Annotated in this window: 17 protein-coding genes; 5 read left to right on the top strand and 12 right to left on the bottom strand. The window is 38.3% G+C overall.

The window, feature by feature from the left end:
* Positions 1 to 25: 25 nt before the first annotated feature.
* Positions 26 to 2,416 (bottom strand): CHASE2 domain-containing protein, encoded by a 2,391-nt coding sequence (locus tag RMY16_RS23080; protein WP_322738310.1) that lies wholly within the window; start codon positions 2,414 to 2,416, stop codon positions 26 to 28.
* Positions 2,417 to 2,542: 126 nt separating this feature from the next.
* Here RMY16_RS23080 and RMY16_RS23075 point away from each other — a divergent pair, with 126 nt between their 5' ends.
* On the top strand, positions 2,543 to 2,677 hold the full coding sequence (locus tag RMY16_RS23075) for a hypothetical protein (protein ID WP_322738309.1): 135 nt from the start codon (positions 2,543 to 2,545) through the stop codon (positions 2,675 to 2,677).
* A gap of 153 nt (positions 2,678 to 2,830) precedes the next feature.
* Here RMY16_RS23075 and RMY16_RS23070 read toward each other — a convergent pair whose 3' ends face one another.
* Both RMY16_RS23070 and RMY16_RS23065 read right to left on the bottom strand, forming a co-directional pair.
* Positions 2,831 to 4,060, bottom strand: coding sequence for a DUF1822 family protein (locus RMY16_RS23070; RefSeq protein WP_322738308.1), 1,230 nt, complete (start codon positions 4,058 to 4,060; stop codon positions 2,831 to 2,833).
* Between the two features lie 25 nt (positions 4,061 to 4,085).
* Positions 4,086 to 5,276: a sigma-70 family RNA polymerase sigma factor gene (locus tag RMY16_RS23065; RefSeq protein ID WP_322738307.1), complete on the bottom strand. Its 1,191-nt coding sequence runs from the start codon at positions 5,274 to 5,276 to the stop codon at positions 4,086 to 4,088.
* Between the two features lie 623 nt (positions 5,277 to 5,899).
* Here RMY16_RS23065 and RMY16_RS23060 point away from each other — a divergent pair.
* On the top strand, positions 5,900 to 6,775 hold the full coding sequence (locus tag RMY16_RS23060) for a phosphodiester glycosidase family protein (protein ID WP_322738306.1): 876 nt from the start codon (positions 5,900 to 5,902) through the stop codon (positions 6,773 to 6,775).
* A 106-nt stretch (positions 6,776 to 6,881) separates the two neighbouring features.
* Complete coding sequence (locus tag RMY16_RS23055) at positions 6,882 to 7,193, top strand: threonine dehydratase (protein ID WP_322738305.1); 312 nt, start codon at positions 6,882 to 6,884, stop codon at positions 7,191 to 7,193.
* A 368-nt stretch (positions 7,194 to 7,561) separates the two neighbouring features.
* Here the strand turns inward: RMY16_RS23055 and RMY16_RS23050 are convergent, their stop codons facing one another.
* Positions 7,562 to 7,771 (bottom strand): hypothetical protein, encoded by a 210-nt coding sequence (locus RMY16_RS23050; RefSeq protein ID WP_094352741.1) that lies wholly within the window; start codon positions 7,769 to 7,771, stop codon positions 7,562 to 7,564.
* Between the two features lie 387 nt (positions 7,772 to 8,158).
* On the opposite strand from RMY16_RS23050, the gene RMY16_RS23045 reads away from it, so the two are divergent.
* Entirely contained in the window at positions 8,159 to 9,208 is a 1,050-nt protein-coding gene (locus RMY16_RS23045) for an adenosine deaminase (RefSeq protein ID WP_322662640.1), read from the top strand.
* A 253-nt stretch (positions 9,209 to 9,461) separates the two neighbouring features.
* A complete protein-coding gene (gene mutL / locus RMY16_RS23040) occupies positions 9,462 to 11,207 on the top strand; it encodes a DNA mismatch repair endonuclease MutL (RefSeq protein ID WP_322738304.1) in 1,746 nt (581 codons plus the stop codon).
* Between the two features lie 244 nt (positions 11,208 to 11,451).
* On the opposite strand, the gene RMY16_RS23035 is transcribed toward mutL, so the two are convergent.
* From RMY16_RS23035 to RMY16_RS23000, 8 genes are all read right to left on the bottom strand, one after another.
* Positions 11,452 to 12,168 (bottom strand): SprT family zinc-dependent metalloprotease, encoded by a 717-nt coding sequence (locus tag RMY16_RS23035; RefSeq protein WP_322738303.1) that lies wholly within the window; start codon positions 12,166 to 12,168, stop codon positions 11,452 to 11,454.
* Between the two features lie 3 nt (positions 12,169 to 12,171).
* Positions 12,172 to 15,348, bottom strand: a complete 3,177-nt coding sequence (locus RMY16_RS23030; protein WP_322738302.1) for an HsdR family type I site-specific deoxyribonuclease — start codon at positions 15,346 to 15,348, stop codon at positions 12,172 to 12,174.
* A gap of 15 nt (positions 15,349 to 15,363) precedes the next feature.
* Positions 15,364 to 15,783 (bottom strand): PIN domain-containing protein, encoded by a 420-nt coding sequence (locus RMY16_RS23025; protein ID WP_322738301.1) that lies wholly within the window; start codon positions 15,781 to 15,783, stop codon positions 15,364 to 15,366.
* On the bottom strand, positions 15,780 to 16,064 hold the full coding sequence (locus tag RMY16_RS23020; RefSeq protein ID WP_416211690.1) for a hypothetical protein: 285 nt from the start codon (positions 16,062 to 16,064) through the stop codon (positions 15,780 to 15,782). The genes RMY16_RS23025 and RMY16_RS23020 overlap by 4 nt, the downstream gene beginning before the upstream one ends.
* Before the next feature lie 103 nt (positions 16,065 to 16,167).
* On the bottom strand, positions 16,168 to 17,529 hold the full coding sequence (locus tag RMY16_RS23015) for a restriction endonuclease subunit S (RefSeq protein WP_322738299.1): 1,362 nt from the start codon (positions 17,527 to 17,529) through the stop codon (positions 16,168 to 16,170).
* A gap of 145 nt (positions 17,530 to 17,674) precedes the next feature.
* The gene (locus RMY16_RS23010; protein ID WP_322738298.1) at positions 17,675 to 17,989 is read right to left on the bottom strand and encodes a DUF2283 domain-containing protein; all 315 of its coding nucleotides are present in this window, start codon (positions 17,987 to 17,989) and stop codon (positions 17,675 to 17,677) included.
* 262 nt (positions 17,990 to 18,251) lie between these two features.
* Positions 18,252 to 20,990 (bottom strand): N-6 DNA methylase, encoded by a 2,739-nt coding sequence (locus RMY16_RS23005; protein WP_322738297.1) that lies wholly within the window; start codon positions 20,988 to 20,990, stop codon positions 18,252 to 18,254.
* 368 nt (positions 20,991 to 21,358) lie between these two features.
* Positions 21,359 to 21,721, bottom strand: a complete 363-nt coding sequence (locus RMY16_RS23000) for a hypothetical protein (protein ID WP_322738296.1) — start codon at positions 21,719 to 21,721, stop codon at positions 21,359 to 21,361.
* Between the last annotated feature and the right edge of the window lie 231 nt (positions 21,722 to 21,952).

Below are 21,952 nucleotides of genomic sequence, written 5' to 3'. Positions count from 1 at the left end.
GCCTTGAATTTTTACTAGTCTGACATTACTCAACTAATGATTGTCGAATCGTGAAAAATTCTTGAGGGCGTTGAATCAACACTACAATAAAACCGCTTGCAACCACGGCAAAGGCAGAAGGAATAAATGGCAACCATAGCCCTTGTTTTAAAAGAGCGATCGCGCAAACTCCATATAATATGACAACTGTCACAAAGATGGCGCATCTCTTATCTAAGAGCGATCGCACCCACCAAATAATCAGACTCCCAACTACAGACCAACCGCATATCCAAAGAATATCGCCCCAGTAAGGCAAAACCCAAAGAATTGAACGTTGATCTAAAACTGCACTCAAAATTTGGCTAACCATTTGTGCTTGTATAAATATCCCTGATATCTCTTGGTAATCTTGCTGTGCAGTACTGTAGGGAGTTGACCAAGTATCGCTGACTGTATTAGCTGTCACTCCAATGAGAACTAGCTTATCTTTAAATGATTTACGATCAAATTTATGACTCAATACATCATCAAGGGAAACTCTCTGATAATCTGTATTACGGTAATTGACAAGTATTTGATTTCCGCCTAAATCAACTCCTTGTTGATAGGCACCACTGCGATTAGGTTTTAAGCGTTTAAATACTTTAGAGCCAAACTGTACATAATCTTTATTAAATTTAGGTTTAATATTTTCATAAGATAAGTAACGAGTAACTAATTGCAATGAGAGCGAATAAGGCGTTGTACAAGTCGAAGAAGGCTCTTGTGCCATCATCAAAATTTGCCGACGGACGATACCATCTGGGTCTTTAATTGCATCAGTAAAACCCTGACGTCTTACAGGTACATCTTTCGGAGGTTTAACACCTTGGGGATCGTATTTACTATCGCGGCTTTTGCAGACAACAACAACGTTCTCTTTATTAAGTTCAGTCGGAAGTTGTATTAGATTTGATTTGTTTGGGGGGTCAGCGAAGTCTCTATAAATATCCAGTCCAACAACTCGCGGTTGATACTTTTGTAATTTGTTGAGCAATTTAGCTAACGTACTATCCGAAATGGATTTCAGTCCTTTGGTTATGTCTTGTCGTGATTGAATATCTTTTTCAGTAATTTCTACAATTATCAACCTTGGATCTGGGTCTTCCTTAGATCGCAACCGTAGCATTTGATCGAAAGTTTGCAGTTCGATTTTCTCAAAGACTCCCAAGTATCTCAAACCTACCGTTGAAACAGCCACAAGAAAAGTACTAAGTAGTACATTCAAAAATTTAGATTTTGATGTCGCAATTTTACCTTTTGTCGAAACTTTACCCACAAATTTAGTATTATCAAAATTGCCACGCAGTTCTTGCCACGTAGTAGGAACAGTTGTAGGATTTTGACAGATAACTGGCAACCAACTGGCACAAGGAAATTTATTTTCCAGTCCTTGAAGTCTTTCTCGCGCTTCTCGCACAGCCAAGTAAAATGGTTTGCTATCTGCAAAGGCAGTAAGAAAGTTTTTTAAAAATTCCTGTGCGATTAAATCTGGCACTCCTTCCCGCATTACAATCATTTGGGGAATATTTAAATCGGCTAAATTTCGTCCTAAACCAATTCCGTCACAAGAATTAAAAATTGCCAGTTTTAAACCATGTCTAATTGCTGTCTTAAGTCCATTTTTCAACTGGAAAATTGTTAAGCTTTCTGTTTGATTGATGCAAATTTCCCCAATTTCTCCGTCAGCAAGACTAGTGCTATGTCCAGCAAAAAATAGAATATCCCAATCCTGATTCCATAGATATTCGTCAAGTGTTTGCCGTGTTGGTTCTATAAGAAAGGTGGTTTTGGCATCTGTTAAACCTTGTAACAAAGAGGCGTCTTTTTCAATATCAATACCAACCCTATTGCCTAGAATTGCCAAAATTTTGACTTTACCTGTAGGAGATTTTTGTAATACTTGAGGAGATTCATACTCATGATTGCTCAAAGCTAATTCCGCTTTCGGGTAATCTTCAAAAAAATGCCATAGATGCCAAGGCAAGCGATGTAATAAAACTATATTTGTTTCAATAATTACTCTAATTTCATCATGGCGACTAAGTAGAGTTCGCAACTGCCGTTCAATATTCTGAAATGACTCAAATTTCAACCAAGCATTGATATTTGCTTGTAGCTCTTGACACACTTTATCGAAGTCATTGACAGAAATATTGGTTATGTCTTGTGAATGTACTTTTATCCGTTGATTGCTACGATCCAGGCGTTGATGAACTGCTGCGTAGAGTAACTTCCATCTGCGGTAGAGTTCGCTTAGTTCTGGGGCTGGCGGTAGACTCCCTGTTAATTTCACGGGTACAAATTGGTTGTGACACCAAAGTTGAGCCGTGACAACAGGAAACCCTTGATTTAAATCTCCTCCCAAGAAGCTGAAGACAACTAGCTTACTCATAAGTTCAGTGGACTTTGCCATTCGTGATTAACTAATGACTAATCAACAAAGAGCATTCTACTTATGCAAAAATACCAAAGGAAAGTGTAGTCATTATACTACACAAGACCAATTTGGGTTAAACCTATGACCTTTGAGGAAAAACAACGTTTACAAGCCACCGCAAAAGAGATCGTATCAATTTTGTATAAAAATACATCACCAGAGGCATTAAAAACTTTTGAAGGTATCGAAAAAATACTGCGTAGTTTACCGCCGTAGGCAGCGTTTGCTTAAGCATTTCAGTCCTCAAATCGCCTTTTTTTATCGAACAAACTACGGGTACAAGCAAAGAACAGACTACTTATATCTCAGTACAGTTCAGTTAAGGATGCTCCCAATCAACACCAATTTGATACTGTTGCCTCCTAATAACTAAATTATGAAGCTTTCTGTTATTTGATAATTATTCAGCTCGATCTGGATGCTGAAACATTCTCCCACTTCTCCATGAAAAAGTTTCAACTGCACATAAATATCTTGAGTTCTTGCTTGTACTTCTTGAAGTATTTCCCCTCGATCTGAAAGTAAAACTAGCTTGAGATTAGCAGGTAGGTAAGGTTGATTACAAGCTGGATGTAGTTGCACGCGAATCCTAACCTGTTGGTTAGCTTCTGGTATTAAGGCAACTAATAAAATAACTTTTTGAGCCTCTATTTCTATTCCCCAGTCAATCAGTTTGGCGCGTTTGATAGCGGTAGCATTTAACCCGGAAGAAGTGCGGAAATTAAAAGCTAGGCTACTGGAGTTTGGCTCAAAAAAAGTCTCTATAGCTTGCCAAGAAGTATCGTAAATCTGCTCCAGCCAACGGCTGAGATTCACTTGTACTTGTGAAAATTGTGTAGGCGCAGCCGAAGGGCTGCGCTCAGGAACCACCTGTTGTAGAGATTGCAGCCTTTCTTGGTACAAACGCTGCCGCCACTGCTCATTCTCTAGTAGCACTCCCCAAGTTGTAAATGGCACTGCAAGTCTCGGAAATGTTGCAGAGGGATTACCTAACTGTTGCACAAGATTTTCTGCTTGGACAGTCGATAATTCTGGTAGTGGAGCGATCGCACCTTTCATTTCCTCTGTTCCACAAAATTGGTAGGTCATCCAAAAAGCATTAAGGTCTTTAATTAAGTGCCGTGCATCTATACAATAAGTCCTATCTACTTGGTCATAGTCTGCTAATGATTTAAGTTCCCTATGAGTTATGTAGCTCCAAATTCTTACCCAATCCCCATCTGCTGTAACTTGCACTGCTAAATAATAATCTGCTGCCCAACTAGGAATGTCTACCCATTCTTGAGGAATTTCTAACTCGCGATCGTCAATTGCCTCGCTGGTAATTAAAACGACTCGCTTTTCCTCTAACAAAATTGCTGTGCCATTGACAAATTCCCAAAAAGCAGGAATACCAGGGGAACTATGCCAGACACTTGCTTCTGGAACATATTCAGCTTTTACCCAATTCAAAAACCCATCAAGGCAAATTTGATTTATGTAAGCACGCCAGCGACTGCTAGGTGTGGCGTACATTTGGCTTTCTTGCCAAGAACTTGTCTGTAATGATGGTGATATTTCTAACAATAATTCCTGCGGTTCTGTAAAAGCGGAAGTCATTTTTACTACCTCATCCTTCATAATCTCAGCGAAATTCCCCATACTTAACTTTCAACCATTCTTCCAAAGCGGTACTCATATCATTAACTAGGTTGGAAGTTACAGAAATATTAAGCGTATCCTGACTCCATTGGATTAATGCTTTCAGCATTGATTCTCTGGCTTTGAGCAGTCGGCGAGAAACAGTAGGCTGACTAATTTGTAGGTGTTCTACAATCTGTGGCTGAGTTAACCCCTGTTGGTAGTAAAGTTTAAGTATTTCCTGAGTTTTTACTTCAAGAGTTTGTAACTTTTTTAACAAAATATCTTCAATCTGAGATTGTTGATTTTGTTGGATTTGGGCATCCTCTTGGGCTATTATCTCTGCAATTAATGAGTCAGAGGATGGATCTGGCAAATCAAAAGTTGTTGTGGAACCATCTTCTGATATTGCTAAATTTAAAGAACTAACAGGTGGATACAGATAACCACGCACGTACATAGCTGCCTGGGTTAGCCACTGTTCAATTTTCTCTTTCGTGGATTCTGGAGTAGGTTGATTTAACTGATTTTGGCGTTCGCGGTTGTAGAGATTGACAATAGCTTCCCAAAGTTGGGGTTCTGGTTCTGGTAGTGATTTTGTGCCACCTGGTTGGTTTTGAACATACAGTTCTTTGAAACAAGTCCAGGCGAGTCGATATTGGGCAATTAGAATAGGTGATAATCCAGCTTGAGCAAGAGCTTCTAATAACTGCTTTTTGCTTACTTTGCGTAACAATGCCCAATTTGTGCAAATATCAGCTTCCTTGCGTTGGCGTAAAATATCTTTTAGCCGACTTGGAATTGCCATAGTAGCATAGGCTTTTAAGCTAGAGGATTTTTCTAGATTAAAATTTTTGAGAATTGTTTCAATTTCAGCATTCGCCATTTGAAAATAATCTGCTAGGCTATGTTGACTATTTGTAAACTTGGCAATTGTTTTTTTTGCAGCCCAATAATTTGGTTCCTGTAAATAAGCAGATAAATGCATTCTAGCAAGGCTATGAGATTCCTCTCGCCAGCACTTGTGCCAATGTAATGCCCAAAAATTTTCTGAGTTAGGGACGAATGGTGAAGACCCCAAGCAATTTTGAATATTTCGATGCAGTTTGATATCAATCAACCATTTGCTGAATCTGTCTCCTTCTAACTCAACGAAGGTTGAGAACATCTCGATAATTTTTTGACGAGGACGCATAAGCAGTTAACAATTTCAATTGATCCGAACTTAAGCAACTATCACCGCAAACACTTCTGTAGACAATTGCAAAATACTGGTTTTATAATTTGCAATTCAATAGCGCACATATTTTATTCTTTGAGATTTTTTGAAGATAATTTTACTCATATTCATGTTGAATCTAGATAATTTAGTTATTTTAAAGTTAAATTGGTGTAAAAAGCGATTTTAATCGTTGCATAAATGCGACATAGTTCGAGTAAACACTGGTTGAGAAGGTCTAGCAAGATATTGTCTCTTAACTTTTTTAAAATTCTCTTGCCAATTTCCGTGTGTCGCGAAGTGTTGATCGATTAGCGATTGTACGCCCATACGCTCTGTTTGAGTTAGAAGTATAGGTATATCATCGACTCCTTCGTTTGTAATTATGGGTTCAGTAGCCATAATTGCGAATATGTACCTAATTGAGTCTTTTTGGGAATATACCCTTTGGTATACTTTTGACTATCTATTTTTTCTAAATCCCTAAAAAATGGGCGAATCGGGAATAATTAAAGTTAATTGCTTATTTTTCAGCTTAAAGTATTTTAATTAAATCGATTAAATCAACTTTTTTGAGCTAACCGCACGTGAGTTTAAAAGTGAGAAAAATCAAACTACTGGCTTTGATATTAATTAGTTTGGCAATGGTGTTGTGGTTTAATTTGCGTTTTTCAACACCTTCGATACCCACTATTGCGACTTCACCACCAAAAACTATCCGCTACTTTGATCGCACTTTGCCCCAAAGCATCGCTCACGTCGTGTTGATTCCAGCTAATAGCAAATTTTTGGTGACTCCTGCACTATCACAGAAGGTAGCCACTGTAGAGGAATTTGCCCAAAAGCATCGAGCCGCAGCTATTTTGAATGCAGGCTTTTTTGACCCAGCCAACCAAAAAACTACATCTTATGTTGTCCGACAAGGAAAGTTGATAGCCAATCCCAAGGAAAACGAGCGGCTGGTGAACAATCCCAACTTAAAATCTTATTTGGGTCAAATATTCAATCGTTCAGAATTCCGTCGCTACTTATGTGGGCAAACTACCCGCTATTCTATTGCCCTACACAATCAGTCACCACCAGCAGATTGTCAGTTAGTCGATGCTATAGGTGCTGGCCCACGCCTATTACCAGAACTCACCTTAGAAAAAGAGGGCTTTGTGGACAACGCTAATAAACGAGATGCCCTTGGCAGCAACCAACCCAATGCCAGAACTGCCGTAGGTATCACCCGTGATGGCAGCATTATTTTAGTTATGGTAGCTCAAAAACCCTCGGCTCCCGCGAATGGAATATCTTTGCCAGCATTAGCTGATTTGATGAAAACTCTTGAAGCCGATCAAGCAATGAATTTGGATGGGGGAAGTTCCTCTTCGCTTTATTACAATGGGAAAACCTTTTACGGAAAGGTTGATTTGGAGGGAAATTCTATCAAGCGTCCTGTGAAGTCGGTTTTGCTAGTTCAGGAAAAATAGAGGTTGTGGGAATTATACCTACCTACTGGTAGATTTTTTCCATAGCACCAATTTCCGAATCCGAATTGAGTCACAATAATAATAGGCAATCATTGAAGGTGCTTTTATGCTTCGTCTAACTCAAATTATTCGGAACTTATTCCTTCGTATTGAAGGCTTGTTTGGTGTTTTATTTCAAAGTATTTCTAATTTTTTCGGAAATTTATTTGGTTTTTTTGCCCAGCTTTTCGGATTCTCTGAGTCTGGTTATTTCTTGGAATCAGATCAGGTGCAAGGCGTAAATCAAGCTTCAACTAAACAGCCAATTGAAACGAATCGGGATAATATTGCTCAAATTCCTACCACTGACCGCCGTCGTTCTAATGCCAAACTTGACGACTACTACCTCAACATGGCTCGTGATGTGAAAAAGAAATGAAAAAAGCCATCAAGTGGAGGGTTAAGTTTAGTAATCAACTTTTCCACCTTTAACTTGCATAATTAGGGTGGGCAAGACTTTAGGATCTGCGCTACTTTAATAACGCTCAGTACAGGTCAGCAGAATACTGTCCACCCCAAAATATTTTAATTAAATTTAGATATAATTAGTATATCTGGAACAGTTTACCAATAACTAAATGGTGCTTTACATTTTCAGAAAAATTATCTAGCTAAAATTAATGAATTTGTATGTGCGTAGGCTATTAAAAACCGCAGGCATCGCACCTTTTACAAAAATTTTGTCCAGTTTGAGGCTGGACAATAGCTAGAAATATTTTTGAGTTTGAATATTTACTTGGTTTTTAGCTAACTTACCAAATCAACTAAAGCGTTGCTTTGGAAGCGAACTATAGATGAAACTGAGCAACCGCGATAATTCTCAGAAGTAAATACTGATAGTGTGATATTAGCTTGACCTGGATCTAAAATGCGTTTTACCTTGCAGGTTTGCATTTTATTGTTGCAGTAAGCAATAATGCGATCGCCAGCCTTGACTTCCAACGCTTGAATTTTCAATTAATACCAACCTTGCCAGGAATTTGCTTTGTTAAAGGAAAAACATATTGCTATATTTCAGTCGCTTAACAATAGCAATGTTCTTTTAGTATAGCACAAAAATTAAGGATATCAATGTTATCAATTTAATCTTGGTAATGTCAAGTTGATTCATACTGCAAATACTAGTGCAGGAGGTAGGAGGCAGTAATTTATTTGTTGCTCTCAACCCTATATAATTTCAAGCCACCAAATCGTTTGCCCAGTTTCTCGGTCAGAGTATTTGTTGAAATTCAGATGGAGGGAAACCTCTACTCCAAAAAAGTTGGAGCAAAATTTTTTCGATGACAGATTTTTCTCTCGATGTTTTTGTTACAATCATTGAAATTTTTACCTAAAAATACCACTATGGCTTTATACGCTGAATTACATAGACATCTAGGCGGCTCGGTCGTACCACGAGTTTTATGGCGATATTTCGAGCGGCATTCTTCGGAGTTAATTTCCCGCTTTGCTGACTATTCAGATTTTGAAGATTTTTATACCCGCCCACGTAACACTCTAGATGAGTATCTAGAATTACACACCTTGGTAGAAAGCGTGCAAACTGTAGAGACTTTGCCTTACTTTATTTATCGCTTGGTGCGGGGTGCTTACATATTTGAAAATTTGGCTTATCTGGAACTGCGCTACACTCCTTATTTGCGGACACCTGAGCATCTGAGTCAATCCGAAAGAATTGACAAGATGGCAGAAATTGTCAGAGTCGTAGGGCTTGCCAGCCAGCAGCCAGAATATCCGATTGTTACTAGCCAAATTCTCTGTATGCACACACGCCTACCTTATGAGGTGAACAAGGCGATTGTTGATTTGGCAGCACAAAATAAACAGTATGTCTGTGCAGTAGATGTAGCCGGAGGTGATAGTTATTACGCCGATCGCTTAGAAGAATGGATTAGCTTATATGATTATGCGCGATCGCTGGGCGTTAACACCACGGGACATCTATATGAAACCACCGCTGGTTGTTACCCAGAACTGTTACCATATCTGATGCGGATTGGTCACGGCATTCAAATTCCCCTACTATATCCAGAGCTACTTAATGATGTAGCTAGACGCGGGCAATGTTTAGAGGTTTGTCCGACAACTTACCTAAAAACTGGAACTTTGCAGGATATACGTCAACTCAAATTAGTTTTTGACCGTTGTCTTGATGCTGGAGTTGATATCGCTATCTGTACTGATAATGCCGGATTGCACAATGTGCGTCTACCATTTGAGTATGAAAATCTCTTGACTTACAATATTATTAGTTTTGAACAACTACAAGCTTGTCAAGATGCAGCTTTCCGTCATGCTTTTGCTTGGCCTTACAGTCAACGTCCTGCATCACTGTTGAACGGTTTGCTCAAACCTGAACCAGCTAAAATTTTGTCCATGAGAGATAGCAATTAACGAATCGCCTAAAAATATCCATAAAGTCAGGTGATTTAATGTTAATTAATGTTGCAATTACTAACTTTTTCTGATGCCATCGAAAAAGTTGTAATACATAATAGATATCTTGCAAAATTAATGTTTTATAAATTAAACCACAGATGTACACAGATAATTTATCAGTGTTTATTTGTGGTTCTTTTGTTGCTGAGAAAGGATTCTTGCTATAAGTCGTATATAGCGTGCCCCCAGAAGCTATAAACTATAATTTATGGCATCTACTATTCAAGCTCTACCAACAGAAGTTGTATATCTCATTACAGCTGGAGAGGTAATCGACTCTTTAGCCTCTGTGGTGCGGGAATTGGTAGAAAATTCCCTAGACGCAGGTGCAACAAGAATTGTGGTTTCTCTGTGGCCGCAGCAATGGCGAATTCGAGTGGCAGATAATGGCTGTGGAATGAACCTAGATGATTTACAACAAGCAGCCACAGCCCACAGCACTAGTAAAATTCGCTCTAGTGCCGATTTGTGGAAAATTAACAGTTTAGGGTTTCGTGGTGAGGCGTTGCACAGTTTAACGACTCTGGCTAATTTAGAAATTTTGAGTCGTCCTCTGGGCGGAAAATTAGGATGGCGGATAATTTATGGTGATGGTGGGAAAGTTGTACAAGTTGAAGCAACTGCGATCGCACCTGGTACAGTAGTTACAGTTTCTCATCTTTTCGGTAATTGCTCATCTCGTCGTCAGGGATTACCCACAACAGCACAGCAAATGAAAGCTGTGCAAACCACAATTCACCAAATCGCCCTGTGTCATCCCCATGTCACCTGGCAGATTTGGCAAAATGACCGTCAATGGTTTACCATTTGTCCTGCTGCCACAACTGGACAACTACTACCGCAGATTTTACCGCAAGTGCGACAAGGTGACTTGCAAGAAGTAAAACTCGAAATACCCAACCCACTAAACTCAGAACTCCCCACTCCTAACTCCCCACTCCCCACTCAGCACTCAGCACTCAGCACTCAGCACTCAGCACTAAATTTAGTGGTAGGATTACCCGATCGCTGTCATCGTCATCGTCCAGATTGGGTACGTGTAGCCATTAACGGTAGGATGGTGAAGACACCGGAATTAGAGCAAACGATATTATCAGCATTTCACAGAACATTACCACGCGATCGCTATCCAATTTGTTTCTTACATCTTGCCATTTCCCCCGGTCAAATTAACTGGAATCGCAATCCAGCAAAAACAGAAATTTACCTCAACGAAATCATTTATTGGCAAGAGCAAATTACCCAAGCAATTAAACAAGCACTCAGCATCTCTTCTAACAATCTCAAAGAAGCTGTTCACACAACACGAGTTAGTAAATTACTCAAAGCCGCAGAAGCCAAAGGCAGCTATAATTTCAATTCTCAAAATCCTAATGAAAATCCCAAAACTCCTAACTCCTCACTCCCAACTCCTAACTCTTTAAAAGCTGTCGCGCAAGTTAGCAACACTTATATTGTGGCGGAACATTCAGGTGGGATGTGGTTAGTAGAACAGCACATTGCCCATGAGCGAGTTTTGTATGAGCAATTGTGTGATAATTGGCAACTTGTCCCCGTCGAACCGCCAATCATTCTTTATCAATTGTCGCCAGCGCAAGTATCGCAACTGCAACGCATCGGTTTAGAAATAGAACCCTTTGGCGAACAACTTTGGGCAGTGCGAAACATACCCGCACCTTTGCAACAGCGAGACGACTGTGCAGAAGCTATTTTAGAACTTAGTTGGGGAGGCGATTTACAAACAGCCCAAGTAGCTGTCGCCTGTCGCAGTGCAATTCGTAATGGTACACCGATGAATCAACAAGAAATGCAGACACTTTTAGATAATTGGCAACGCACTCGTAACCCCCGCACCTGTCCCCACGGACGCCCAATTTATTTATCTTTAGAAGAATCAGCTTTAGCCCGATTTTTCCGGCGTAATTGGGTAGTTGGTAAAAGTCATGGAATTTGATGTTTTCAGTAAGTGTACACACATGTCGAATTACCCCCCTTAATCCCCCCTTGTAAAGGGGGGAAAAAGAAATCTATCTTGTTCCCTCCCCTTTACAAGGGATTGATAGTCCAACCTGGGTTAGCAGCGCAACCGAAAAAGAAATCTATCTTGTTCCCTCCCCTTTACAAGGGGAGGGTTAGGGTGGGGTAACTCTAGGTCTATTTGCATACCCGTACCTCACCGGATTGAAAATGGCTATAGGTTAATCAGTTGTTGCTGTAGTTAATTCCAACTTTTTATCTAAAAAATCTACTTCTAAGGTATTCCCGTTATCGCGTAACCAGTTTTTTGCAACTTGATAGTTAGGAACTTGAACGGCGACTATATTCCAAAATTTAGGGGTGTGATTACTTTCTAAAAGATGGGCTAATTCATGCACAATTAAGTAATCAATTACAAAAACTGGAGCTTTCATAATTCTCCAGTTAAAGTTTAAATTATTATTAGGTGTACAACTGCCCCATCGGTATTTTAAATCAGAAACTAGTATTTGATTATATTGCACGCCCAAAGATTCAGCAAAGTCTTTTACTTTCGGGGGAAGTTTAATATATGCGCGTTTGGTGTACCAATCGCGGAATAATTGAAAAGCAGTTTCTTGATGACAGCGTGATATCAAAAAGCGAGAGTGAAAGCGCACATTAGGAACTCGGTCATCGGTAATTTCTAAGCGGTAATTTTTACCTAGATATAGCAGAGTTTCCCCAGATACAAATTCTTTGTAGGTGGTTTTATCTGGGTATTTTTGGTTATGGTTTAGTTTTTCATAAAGCCAGAGTTTCTTAGATTCAACGGCTTGGTGAATTTTCTCTTCGGATAGCCCAATAGGGGCGCGAACTAATATTGTTTTATCTCGTTCTACTGAAAGGGTTAGGCTTTTACGTTGAGCCGAATAAATAATATGATAATCTAGCTTCATTGGTTATTCTCTGCTCAACTTAGCATGGTTTTCTTTTGACCATTCTAGCAGACGAGTGATCAGTTCTTTCCTTTGTTGAACAATATTAGGATAGGAAACAAAATCAGGAGAAAGAAACAGTTTTTGTAATTCTTCCTTCAGTCGATTTTGTGCCGGGATTGAAGCCCAAAATCCAGCAGTTTGAACTTCTTGCCTAATCAAATTGAAGGTATGTAAAGTTAAGTTGACATTTTGGGTAATTTCATCTTCATTAAGTTCGCGGTTATCAAATAGATTGGCTCTGAAAATACGAAAAATTGGCATTTGAGTTTTCCGATTTAGCCCATAAGTATTTTCCTGTTCCTTTGATTTAATCTCTTTTCTCAGTTTTTCTACTTCTTCATATATGCGTTCCCAATTATCTGCAAATTCTGTTAATATTTGTTCTAGTTTTTCAGAGAAGGAAAGAAATAATTCTGGATCTTCGTTAAAATTTAAGTTGATATAATTCCTAATGGCGTGTTCGACTGTGGCGGCTTTAGTTTTTGTGCGGGTGTGGCTATTGACAAAGGTTTCAAAGTTATCATCTAAAAGGTAAATTGGGGCGACTTTCTGTTCAATGCCGCGAGATTTGAGAAATTCATCTGCTATATTACGCAGTTTTTCGGGTATGCCTTTGAAACTAAAACGCGCATAGCCAAAGTTTTTATAAGCTAGGCTATTAATCGCAATAAAATTTTTGTAATCTTGCCAGTAATCTAGGGCTTCTTTACGTGGCATAACTACATTAAAGGCTTTGGTGAGTTTTTTAAAGGCGAGAATATATGCAAAGCGGATATCTTCATCATAGAATAAATCATAGAAGGCATCGGCATCAGAAAAATCTGTTAAGTTGTATTGTTCTAAGAAATTCCAGATTTCTCGGTGGGCTAAGATTAAATCATGAATTTCTTTTTGTTCGTCGCGGATTTGGCTAATGATTTCTTGTTGTTCTTTCTGTTGATAAGTATCTAATGCTTTTTTGAGATGATGTCCAACGCCAACATAATCAACGACAAAGCCTTTATCTTTGTGTTCTTCTCCGACTCTATTGACACGGGCGATCGCTTGTAATAAATTATGATCGCGAATCACTCTATCTAAATACAAAACTTGCTCGATGGGAGCATCAAAACCAACCAATAGCATATTATTGACGATAATTATCCCGACTTTGCCATTGATGGATGTATTGCCGGCTGTTTCAGTTGCATCAAAGGATAATTTAAAGCGTTGAATGCTGGTATTGTGATAATTAGGATTGGTGTAAACTTTAATATGAGGCGGATCGTTATTATTCCCAGAAATCACTACAGTCGTCTCTAATTCTCGCAGTCTGGCTATATTGATATTCAGGGGATTGTTGAGTTCTAACTCTGCGATCTTAGCTTGAATGGCTGCATCGAAACATTGTTTATATCTCCAAGCTGCTTCTCTGGATGTGGCGACGACTTGGGCTTTAAATCCTCCAGAAAAGACATATTCAATATAATGATCTACCATATCACGGGCTTTTGCTGCGATGATGGGCATGGCTTCTAAATAAGCGTCACGAGTTCCATAACCCAAAATTTGCAAGCGTTCGTTTAAATTATATTCGCTGAAAACATCGCTAAACTTAGCATCCATTCCGGCTTTATCGCTAATTTCGGCGTTGTGGGTACGTCCTTCGTAAACAATTTCTAAGGTTGTTCCGTCTGCAATAGACTCCTTCATGGTGTATTTGTCGATATAGTCGCCAAAGGTTTCTTCGGTTTTATCAATGGGAGTTCCTGTATAGGCGATTCTGGTAGCATTGGGTAAAGCACGGTCTAAATTTGTCCCCAGTTGTGTATATTGGGAACGGTGCGCTTCATCAATCATCAGTAAAACATTTGGACTTTCATTTAATTTGGGGAAAATTATCTCTAAGTCTTTTTCTTGGAATTTTTGCATCATTGCCATGACAATATCGGGGGTATCATTGGCAAGTAGTTCATGTAAACTTTTATTAGGTTCGTCTGGTTTGGGTTTTATCCATTCGGCTAATTTGATATTTTGCCCAATTCCTTGACTTGTGGTTTGTAATTGGTCTTGTAGTTGAGTTCTATCGGTAATAAAAACTATTTTCCAACTACTTAGCTGGGTATGTTTTCGCATTTCTCGCACCATAAACAGCATGGTTAAAGATTTGCCTGAACCTTGGGTATGCCAAATAATTCCACTGCGTTGTTTGCGATTTTTCCCGGTAATTAAGCGTTCAACGGCTAGTTTGACGGCGCGGAATTGTTGGTATCTGGCGACGATTTTGATGGTTTCGCCTTTGTCATTGGTGCTAAATATGGTAAAAATTTGAATAATGCTTAAAATGTTTTCGGGGTAACACATCCCTGCAACCAATCTTTGTTGATCGTTGGGGGATGTTCCGATATTATTTTGAATATCACTTAATTTAAAAGGATGGGGATCTATCCAGCGATAAAAGCGTTTTTCGGTGCGGGTGGTAATTGTGCCAAATTTCGCTTCTTGTCGGCAAGTGGTGATAATAAACTGATTATAATAAAATAATTCTTGGTTGCCTTCCGATGTTTCGCCGCGTTGTTGACTATAGCGCATTAATTGGTCAATGGCTTCGGGAATGGCATCTTTAACTTTTGGTGATTTACATTCAATCACGACGACGGGAAGACCGTTAATAAATAAGGTAATATCAGGAATAATATGATTGTCTGTCCCTGGAATGCGGACTTTAAATTGAGAGATGGCAATAAAAGAATTATTTTGTAAAAAGGTTTGAGAGTTAAAGTCAATATAGCGAACGGTGGGGCTTTGTTCTTGGGTATTGTGGTTAATGGAGACGCTGGTATTTTCTAGAAGTAGGTTGAGAATATATCGATTATTTTCGATTAAGGTGCTTCTGGGAAAGGTGGTAATTTTTTGGACGACTTCGTTTATTTGTTCGTCTCGCAGAAATGGGTTAATTTTTTGTAAGGCTTGTTGGAGTTGGGGTAAAAGGATAACTTCGCCAAAGTTGTTACGGTAGCTATCGCTGGGTTTTTGTTGGTGCATTTCTAGGCAGATGACTCTCCAGCCTAAGTTTTCTAGTTGGTTTAATAAGGGTTCTTCAACGTGGTTTTTTTCATCCAGTCGGAGGTTTTCTCTTTGGCTTTTGGATGCACTCATGGTTGTTTAAGTCAGTTAAGGAGAGTTGGTTAATTCCTCAATTAATTGGTCAGGAGTAAGAATTCGCGGTGCAACAACGGGGAAATCTTGGGGATTACGGGTAATAATCGCATCTAATTGATTAACTACCGCAGTGGAGTATTGAATGGCATCTTCAAAATCCTTAAAGTTGGTTGTGAAAGCCATTGTAATTACAGCCTGATTTACTGTAGCAATTTGACAGAAGGTAGCTATTTCTTGCAAAAACTCAATAGCTAAATCTCGACCCTTCTGTTTACGGATAAGATAGTAAAGGTCACTAATGGTTGATGCTGAAATGTAGCCTTCTATTTGTCCCTGTTCAACAAATAATAAAACTGTCTCGCTATTAGTGAAAAAAGGCTGTCGTTCTAAGGCAATATCTATAATTATGTTCGTGTCAATCAAGACTTTCACAGATTATGTTTTTCCTTCAGATATTCCCATTTAGCTTGATCTGGATCAAAATCAGGTGGTGCGGGTTGGGTTTTATCAAACCAGTTTTGTAAAGCCTTAATTTTAGTTGGTCTTCTAGGTGTTTCTGGTGCTGTTTCACTTGCTACGGTTGTAGGATTATCAAGGGTATCTGTAGCTTGCCAAACTACAATTTCTACATCTCCGGGGGGTAAATTCAGGGGTTCAGTAATTAGCAATTTACCAGATGGATCAATTTTGCCTTTGAGTTTGTATGCTTGCATGATATTTTTCATTAGACTCTATTTTTATATTATCTCGCGTTAGATTCGTCAACGGGGTTTTTTTCATTTAGTCGGAGGTTTTCTCTTTGGCTTTTGGATGCACTCATGGTTGGTTTGTTAGTAAGGGTTTGACGGAGGTTTTTCCGGTTAGGAGGTCTTGCATTAAGCCGGTTTTTATTTTTTGGAGTTTGGTTAGATTGGTTTGTTCTGAGGAAATTAATTCCTCTTGCTTATCTAATATTGTTAATATTTGTTTTTGTTCTCTTATGCAAGGCTTAGGAACTATATTTGCTATTATCCGTTCAGGTGATGTGTGTTTAACAGTTGTTCCTGTAGCATTATTAATAATTCCATTACGAACCCGTGTACTATTCATTACAGCCATTAAAAAGCGATTATTCCATGTTTCTGGTAATTTTATAATTATTTTTCCTATTCGTTGATTATGTAAAACTTTAAATGGTAAGTCAATTTGAATGACTCTTCCTAAAATTAATGTTTGAGGTGAGAGATCCGTCATAACAATTAAAATATCTCCATTATTCAAGATCGTCCACTCTGGGATTAATCCTTGATAAAATTTAGTATTTCTATTATCAAAGTAAATTCCTCCTTCTCTATAAAAATTACCAGGAACTAATAAAATTGTGCCTGGAGGCTGATCGGAAAAATATTCACCTTTAAAACCATGACCATGCACTATATCAATTTCATTTGATAATGTAACTACATCCCATTCATCGGGAATCATCCCTAAAGGCGATCGCTTAAATTTATGAGTTCTTGGATCGCGCAGTTGACCATGTTCATCTATCCCGCGAGTCAGGAGGTCTTGCATTAACCCGGTTTTGACTCTTTTGTACTTGGCGATGAGGGTTTCTGTTTGTGCGATCGCTTTATTTACCGTATCTAATATTTTCGCTATTTGTTTCTGTTCAGAAAAGGGAGGTAATATAATAGGTAATTGCCTTAGTCTACTCATACTAAGAGCAGGTTGCGAAGTTGTAGTGCTAAGATAAATTAATTTTTTTTGAGTTGTTTCGCTAAGTATTTGAATAAATAAGAATTTGGATAAAATAATTTGTTGATTAGGAGAAATTTTAGCTACATTTGGAGCTAAATGAAATCGATCATCTTCTTCAATTAAAGCTACTTCTCCTATTGTACCAACATAAGAAATAACCAAATCGTTTTTGTGAAGCGCAGAACGAGGAAGTTTTTTAGATGTAGACTTAGGAATTGTTTGTATATTTGTAAGCTCAAGTTTACCATTTCTAAGATTTAGCACTCTTAAAGCAATGATTTCACCTGTTTGAGAGTAATTATTGAAATAGTTAGTATATTCAAAACCAGCTAATTTCGTTATAAATGCACAATCACCTAAAAATTTTACATCCCAATCCTTTGGAATCATCCCTAAAGGCGAATCCTTAAACTCTCGATTATCATCCAATTGATTAACCACCACTAACCCTATAAAAAATTAAATATACTTTGTAGGTTGGGTTGAGAAACGAAACCCAACAAAAACACGAAAATGTTGGGTTTCACTGCGTTCTACCCAACCTACAATTATGTAACTACTTCACCCAATAAAATATCAACAATAATCATAGTCGGTTTTCTTCTTGTTTTGCTTTAAGATAATCAGCAATTTTAATTTTATAATTAACCAACAGATCAGCATCACCATTAAAACATCCAACTAAACCAATTTCTTGAAATATTTGTAATGGAGGTTTATTAATTGAATCCCCAATAAAAACACTAGCATTGATAATTTCTATCCCTATTAAATCTCCATCCTCATTAAGTTCTGCCGTAATATTAGGGCTAATTTCCACACTTTCCGCTTCCTCTTCATCAGCAATAGTTAAATGCAGAATATCCTCTTTTTCAAAATATGCCTTTTTAGCATTATTCATAAATTACAAACCTTCCACTAGCCCAAATGCTCTTAAAATATGTTTGAAAAGTCATGATTGATGTATCAAATGTTTTTACCCCACCCTAACCCTCCCCTTATAAAGGGGAGCCACTGCGTTGGGCGGCTTCGCCGACTTGAAGCATGTGGCGTGAGGGAACCGGATTTTTCTTGTTTCCCCCCTTTACAAGGGGGGACTAAGGGGGGTAAGTACAATTAAAATCACAACCAATCACTTTTCAAACAACTCTTAACCATATCTCTCAAATATAATTCAGCTTACTCAAAAAATCATTTAACTCTTGTAACGTCTCCTCCCGTTCCCGTTCCATACTCCCAGCAGCAACCGCATATTTATCCCAAAAATTATCAAACACAAAAATCACCGTTCTTCTAATTCCATTTAAAAATCTATCTAACTGTTCAGACACTAAATCATAATGCTTTTGCAAAATCAACTCCTTCGCTTCCTCCTCCGTAATCACACCCCCAAAATTTGCCATTAAATCCTGAATATTCACAATTCTCGCTTCTAACTTTTTAATATCCCCCGTCAAAGCTGTAAACTTTTTCTTTTTCTCCTTATCCTTTTTAACTTCCTCTTCCGTGCCCAACTCAGCCAACTCTTTCCTAGCTTGAATTAATAACTGTTCGTGTTCATAAATCTGATCCTCAGCCCCAAATTTCTTTAATAAAATCTTCAATTCAAACTCCAGTTGTTTCTGCTTAAGAGTTCCCTTAAAACTCTTTAACTCATCCTCCGCTTTTTTAAACTGTTTCAAAACTTGCTCATATTCCTTTAACTCCGCTTTTAACTCCTTAGCATTTCCCCCAGCAAATAAAGGTAGAGCGATTTTTTCTTTACTTTTTTTAACCCTCGCCGTTAGTTCATCCTTCATTAACTTTGCTGTAATCTTCTCATCTTCTTCTGCTTCATACTCTAATAATTCCTGGGATGTTTCCAGCAACGACTCAATCTCAGCATCCTTTTGAGCGATATCACTTTCTAACTGCTCAATTTCATCAGCTTCAGCTTGAAAGAATGCCTTAATAATATAAGAATCGGGAATTAAAGTAGGACTCCAACCATTTTGGATAATCGTTTTTAAATCGTATCTAATATTATCCCACCAATTAACAAACACACCCGCTACTTGAAACAAATCCAACACATTCACAGGCACTAATTTATCTTTCAAAGAATCAATTAATTCTTGTCGGACATGAGGTAATTGACTGCCATTTTTGAGTTCTCCAGTATTGGGTGAACTTGGGGCTAAACTAGCAAAATCATTCTTAGCTTCTTGCCACCAATCGACTAACAAACTATCCATATCATCAATAATTTTGCATAAATCCTGATTGCTTTCAATCAGAGTTTTTAAATCATCTTTATTGTGAATATGACCATGAAAATCATAATAATCAGCATCTTTATCTTGAAACACCAAATCAGATTTTAAACCCAACTTTGCCAGTATATGAGACTTAGCAGCCACTTCTGGTTTAGGAATACCCCCCAATAAATGCGCCCTAACATCTTCCGGTTCGGGTTCCGGGGTATTATCAACATAACGACGCACGTTAAGATTCCAATCATTCCCCGCAATTTCCGCAATATCCACCAACCGAGAATATTTGTCTATTTCTTCCTTACGGGTAAAGATATAATCAATTTTTTCAATATCTTCAGACCTTAAAAAATTACGATTCTTCCCTTCTCCATATTCAGCATCAGCATTAATAAAAAATACCTTATTTTGTAGTGCATCAGGCTTATTTTTATTTAATACCAAAATCACCGCCGGGATACCAGTCCCATAAAACAATTTTTGAGGTAAGCTAATAATGCCTTCAATCACTCCACCATTATCTTGTAACATTTTCTCGCGGATTTTCTTCTCATCACTGCCGCGAAATAATACCCCATGAGGCATAATTACTGCCGCCCGTCCATCCTGTTTTAAACTAGCCAGGATATGCTGCACAAACATTAAATCAGCTTTTTTCGTTTCCGGCGCAAATCCATAACTAAAGCGGTTTTGATGCTGGAGTGCCGCACTATTATAATTTTGAGCAAAGGGCGGATTAGCAATGACAATATCAAACTGGTGTATTCTGCCATCTTTGACATTAGCAGGGGAAACTAAAGTATCTCCAAATTCAATATGACCTTTAAAAATATTGTGCAGAATCAAATTCATTTTACAAATAGAAACCACCGTACCATCATTATCCTGTCCATGTAATTCCAGATTTTGCTCATTTCCCCCTTGTTCATTAACATACTGCACCGATTGAATTAACATTCCTCCAGAACCAGCAGTGGGGTCATAAATACTCATTTTTTCCTGTGGTTTTAATAACTGCACTATCAACCGCACCACAGAAGCAGGAGTATAAAACTGTCCGCCTTTTTTACCCGAACTATCAGCAAAAAATTTAATCAAATACTCATAAGCTGCACCTAATAAATCAGGAAATTCAAAGTTATCATTAATTAAAACAAATTTAGGATTATTAAAATGGTCAATCAATAAGCGTAAATCTGGGTCTTTTACGACTCGTTGATTATTGATTTCCCGATTAAAATTAATATGTTTAAGTACTCCAGAAAGTACCGAGTTTTCATCTTCTAAAGCATTTAAAGCTTTATTGAGCATTTCGCCAATATTGCTCTGTAGATTCTTAATGGCGGGTTGTTTTACGCCATTCTCATCTATAAAACTCTCGTGCCATCGGGCGCGATTGGGAACAAAAAAAGTCTCACCGTAGCTAATTTTTTCTGTTAATAACTCATTAATAGTATCTTCGGGCAGATGCCGATAATCTTTACGAATTTTAGCCCGTTTTTCATCAAAAACATCAGACATCCGCTTCAGGAATAGCATCCCAAAAATATATTCTTTATATTCGGATGCGTCCATTTTGCCGCGCAGAATATCCGCCGCTCCCATTAAAAAGTTTTCTAACTGGGAAAGTGTAATTTTATTTGTATTCATTTACGTTAATGCTTAAATCTTGTAAAGATTTAAGTAATTTATAAGTGGGATTTGAGGTAAATTCTAATTTACTCCTTTTTGGTACTTCACCATCTCACCAAACGGCAAAAAACACCTTTGACACCAATTCACAAAAATCCTGATACATATAGATTTATCGTAGGGGGCATGGCAATATGCATACGTGTCAAATTAAGCTTAAACACTTATTCTACAAGCGTTTTACCCCCCTTAATCCCCCCTTTACAAGGGGGGAAACAAGAAAATCCGGTTCCCTCACGCCACATGCTTCAAGTCGGCGAAGCCGCCCAACGCAGTGGCTCCCCTTTATAAGGGGAGGGTTAGGGAGGGGTAAAAACCCAGATTTATCAAGCAACAGCGTTTTGCTTAGGCTTTCGCGCCGGACGCTTGCGATCGCTTCGACGAACGCCCCCCGCCATTTTGTACTCATCGCTATTCTTGCCATACTTTGCAGCTACACTCAGTAACATGTGTTCTGTTAGTTCCATCAACGACTTTTCGGTAACTTCTAAGGCTTCCTGAGTCATATCCACGGTGGAAAGGCTTGAGTTATAAGCTTCCAATTTATCTTGTGTTGTTTTGATAAGGGCTGCAAAGGCATCAATTGTTACCCCATTCCCTAAGTCTAAGCTGGGACTGATCGATTTCAAAGCCGCAATCCGACGCTGCGCTCTATCAATTACTTTAGACCCGCGTTTTAGACGTGACATAAATCACCTTTCTGTTATTAATAATGCGCCAGGATAAAAACTGACTTCTATCCTGGACTGTACAGCACTAGGATAAACATAATTAGGGTTACTTGGCACCCGCATTTTTCAGTATAACTTGACTTATATAGTACAAATATTTTGAACTTTTTTACGTAAAATCTTGTAAATTGCCCGAATTCAATAAACGACTACCCGAATTCAATAAACGACTACCCGAATTCAATAAAC

This window comes from Nostoc sp. DedQUE12b, from assembly GCF_034530835.1.
GTDB lineage: Bacteria > Cyanobacteriota > Cyanobacteriia > Cyanobacteriales > Nostocaceae > Nostoc.
This window is presented reverse-complemented; position numbering and strand designations above follow the sequence as displayed.

Coding starts and splice junctions, on each gene's coding strand:
- RMY16_RS23075 (WP_322738309.1), top strand. CDS start 2,543: ATGACCTTTGAGGAAAAACAACGTTTACAAGCCACCGCAAAAGAGATC.
- RMY16_RS23080 (WP_322738310.1), bottom strand. CDS start 2,416: ATGAGTAAGCTAGTTGTCTTCAGCTTCTTGGGAGGAGATTTAAATCAA.
- RMY16_RS23030 (WP_322738302.1), bottom strand. CDS start 15,348: ATGAGTGCATCCAAAAGCCAAAGAGAAAACCTCCGACTGGATGAAAAA.
- RMY16_RS23010 (WP_322738298.1), bottom strand. CDS start 17,989: ATGAATAATGCTAAAAAGGCATATTTTGAAAAAGAGGATATTCTGCAT.
- RMY16_RS23045 (WP_322662640.1), top strand. CDS start 8,159: ATGGCTTTATACGCTGAATTACATAGACATCTAGGCGGCTCGGTCGTA.
- RMY16_RS23065 (WP_322738307.1), bottom strand. CDS start 5,276: ATGCGTCCTCGTCAAAAAATTATCGAGATGTTCTCAACCTTCGTTGAG.
- RMY16_RS23070 (WP_322738308.1), bottom strand. CDS start 4,060: ATGACTTCCGCTTTTACAGAACCGCAGGAATTATTGTTAGAAATATCA.
- mutL (WP_322738304.1), top strand. CDS start 9,462: ATGGCATCTACTATTCAAGCTCTACCAACAGAAGTTGTATATCTCATT.
- RMY16_RS23055 (WP_322738305.1), top strand. CDS start 6,882: ATGCTTCGTCTAACTCAAATTATTCGGAACTTATTCCTTCGTATTGAA.
- RMY16_RS23020 (WP_416211690.1), bottom strand. CDS start 16,064: ATGCAAGCATACAAACTCAAAGGCAAAATTGATCCATCTGGTAAATTG.
- RMY16_RS23035 (WP_322738303.1), bottom strand. CDS start 12,168: ATGAAGCTAGATTATCATATTATTTATTCGGCTCAACGTAAAAGCCTA.
- RMY16_RS23000 (WP_322738296.1), bottom strand. CDS start 21,721: ATGTCACGTCTAAAACGCGGGTCTAAAGTAATTGATAGAGCGCAGCGT.
- RMY16_RS23005 (WP_322738297.1), bottom strand. CDS start 20,990: ATGAATACAAATAAAATTACACTTTCCCAGTTAGAAAACTTTTTAATG.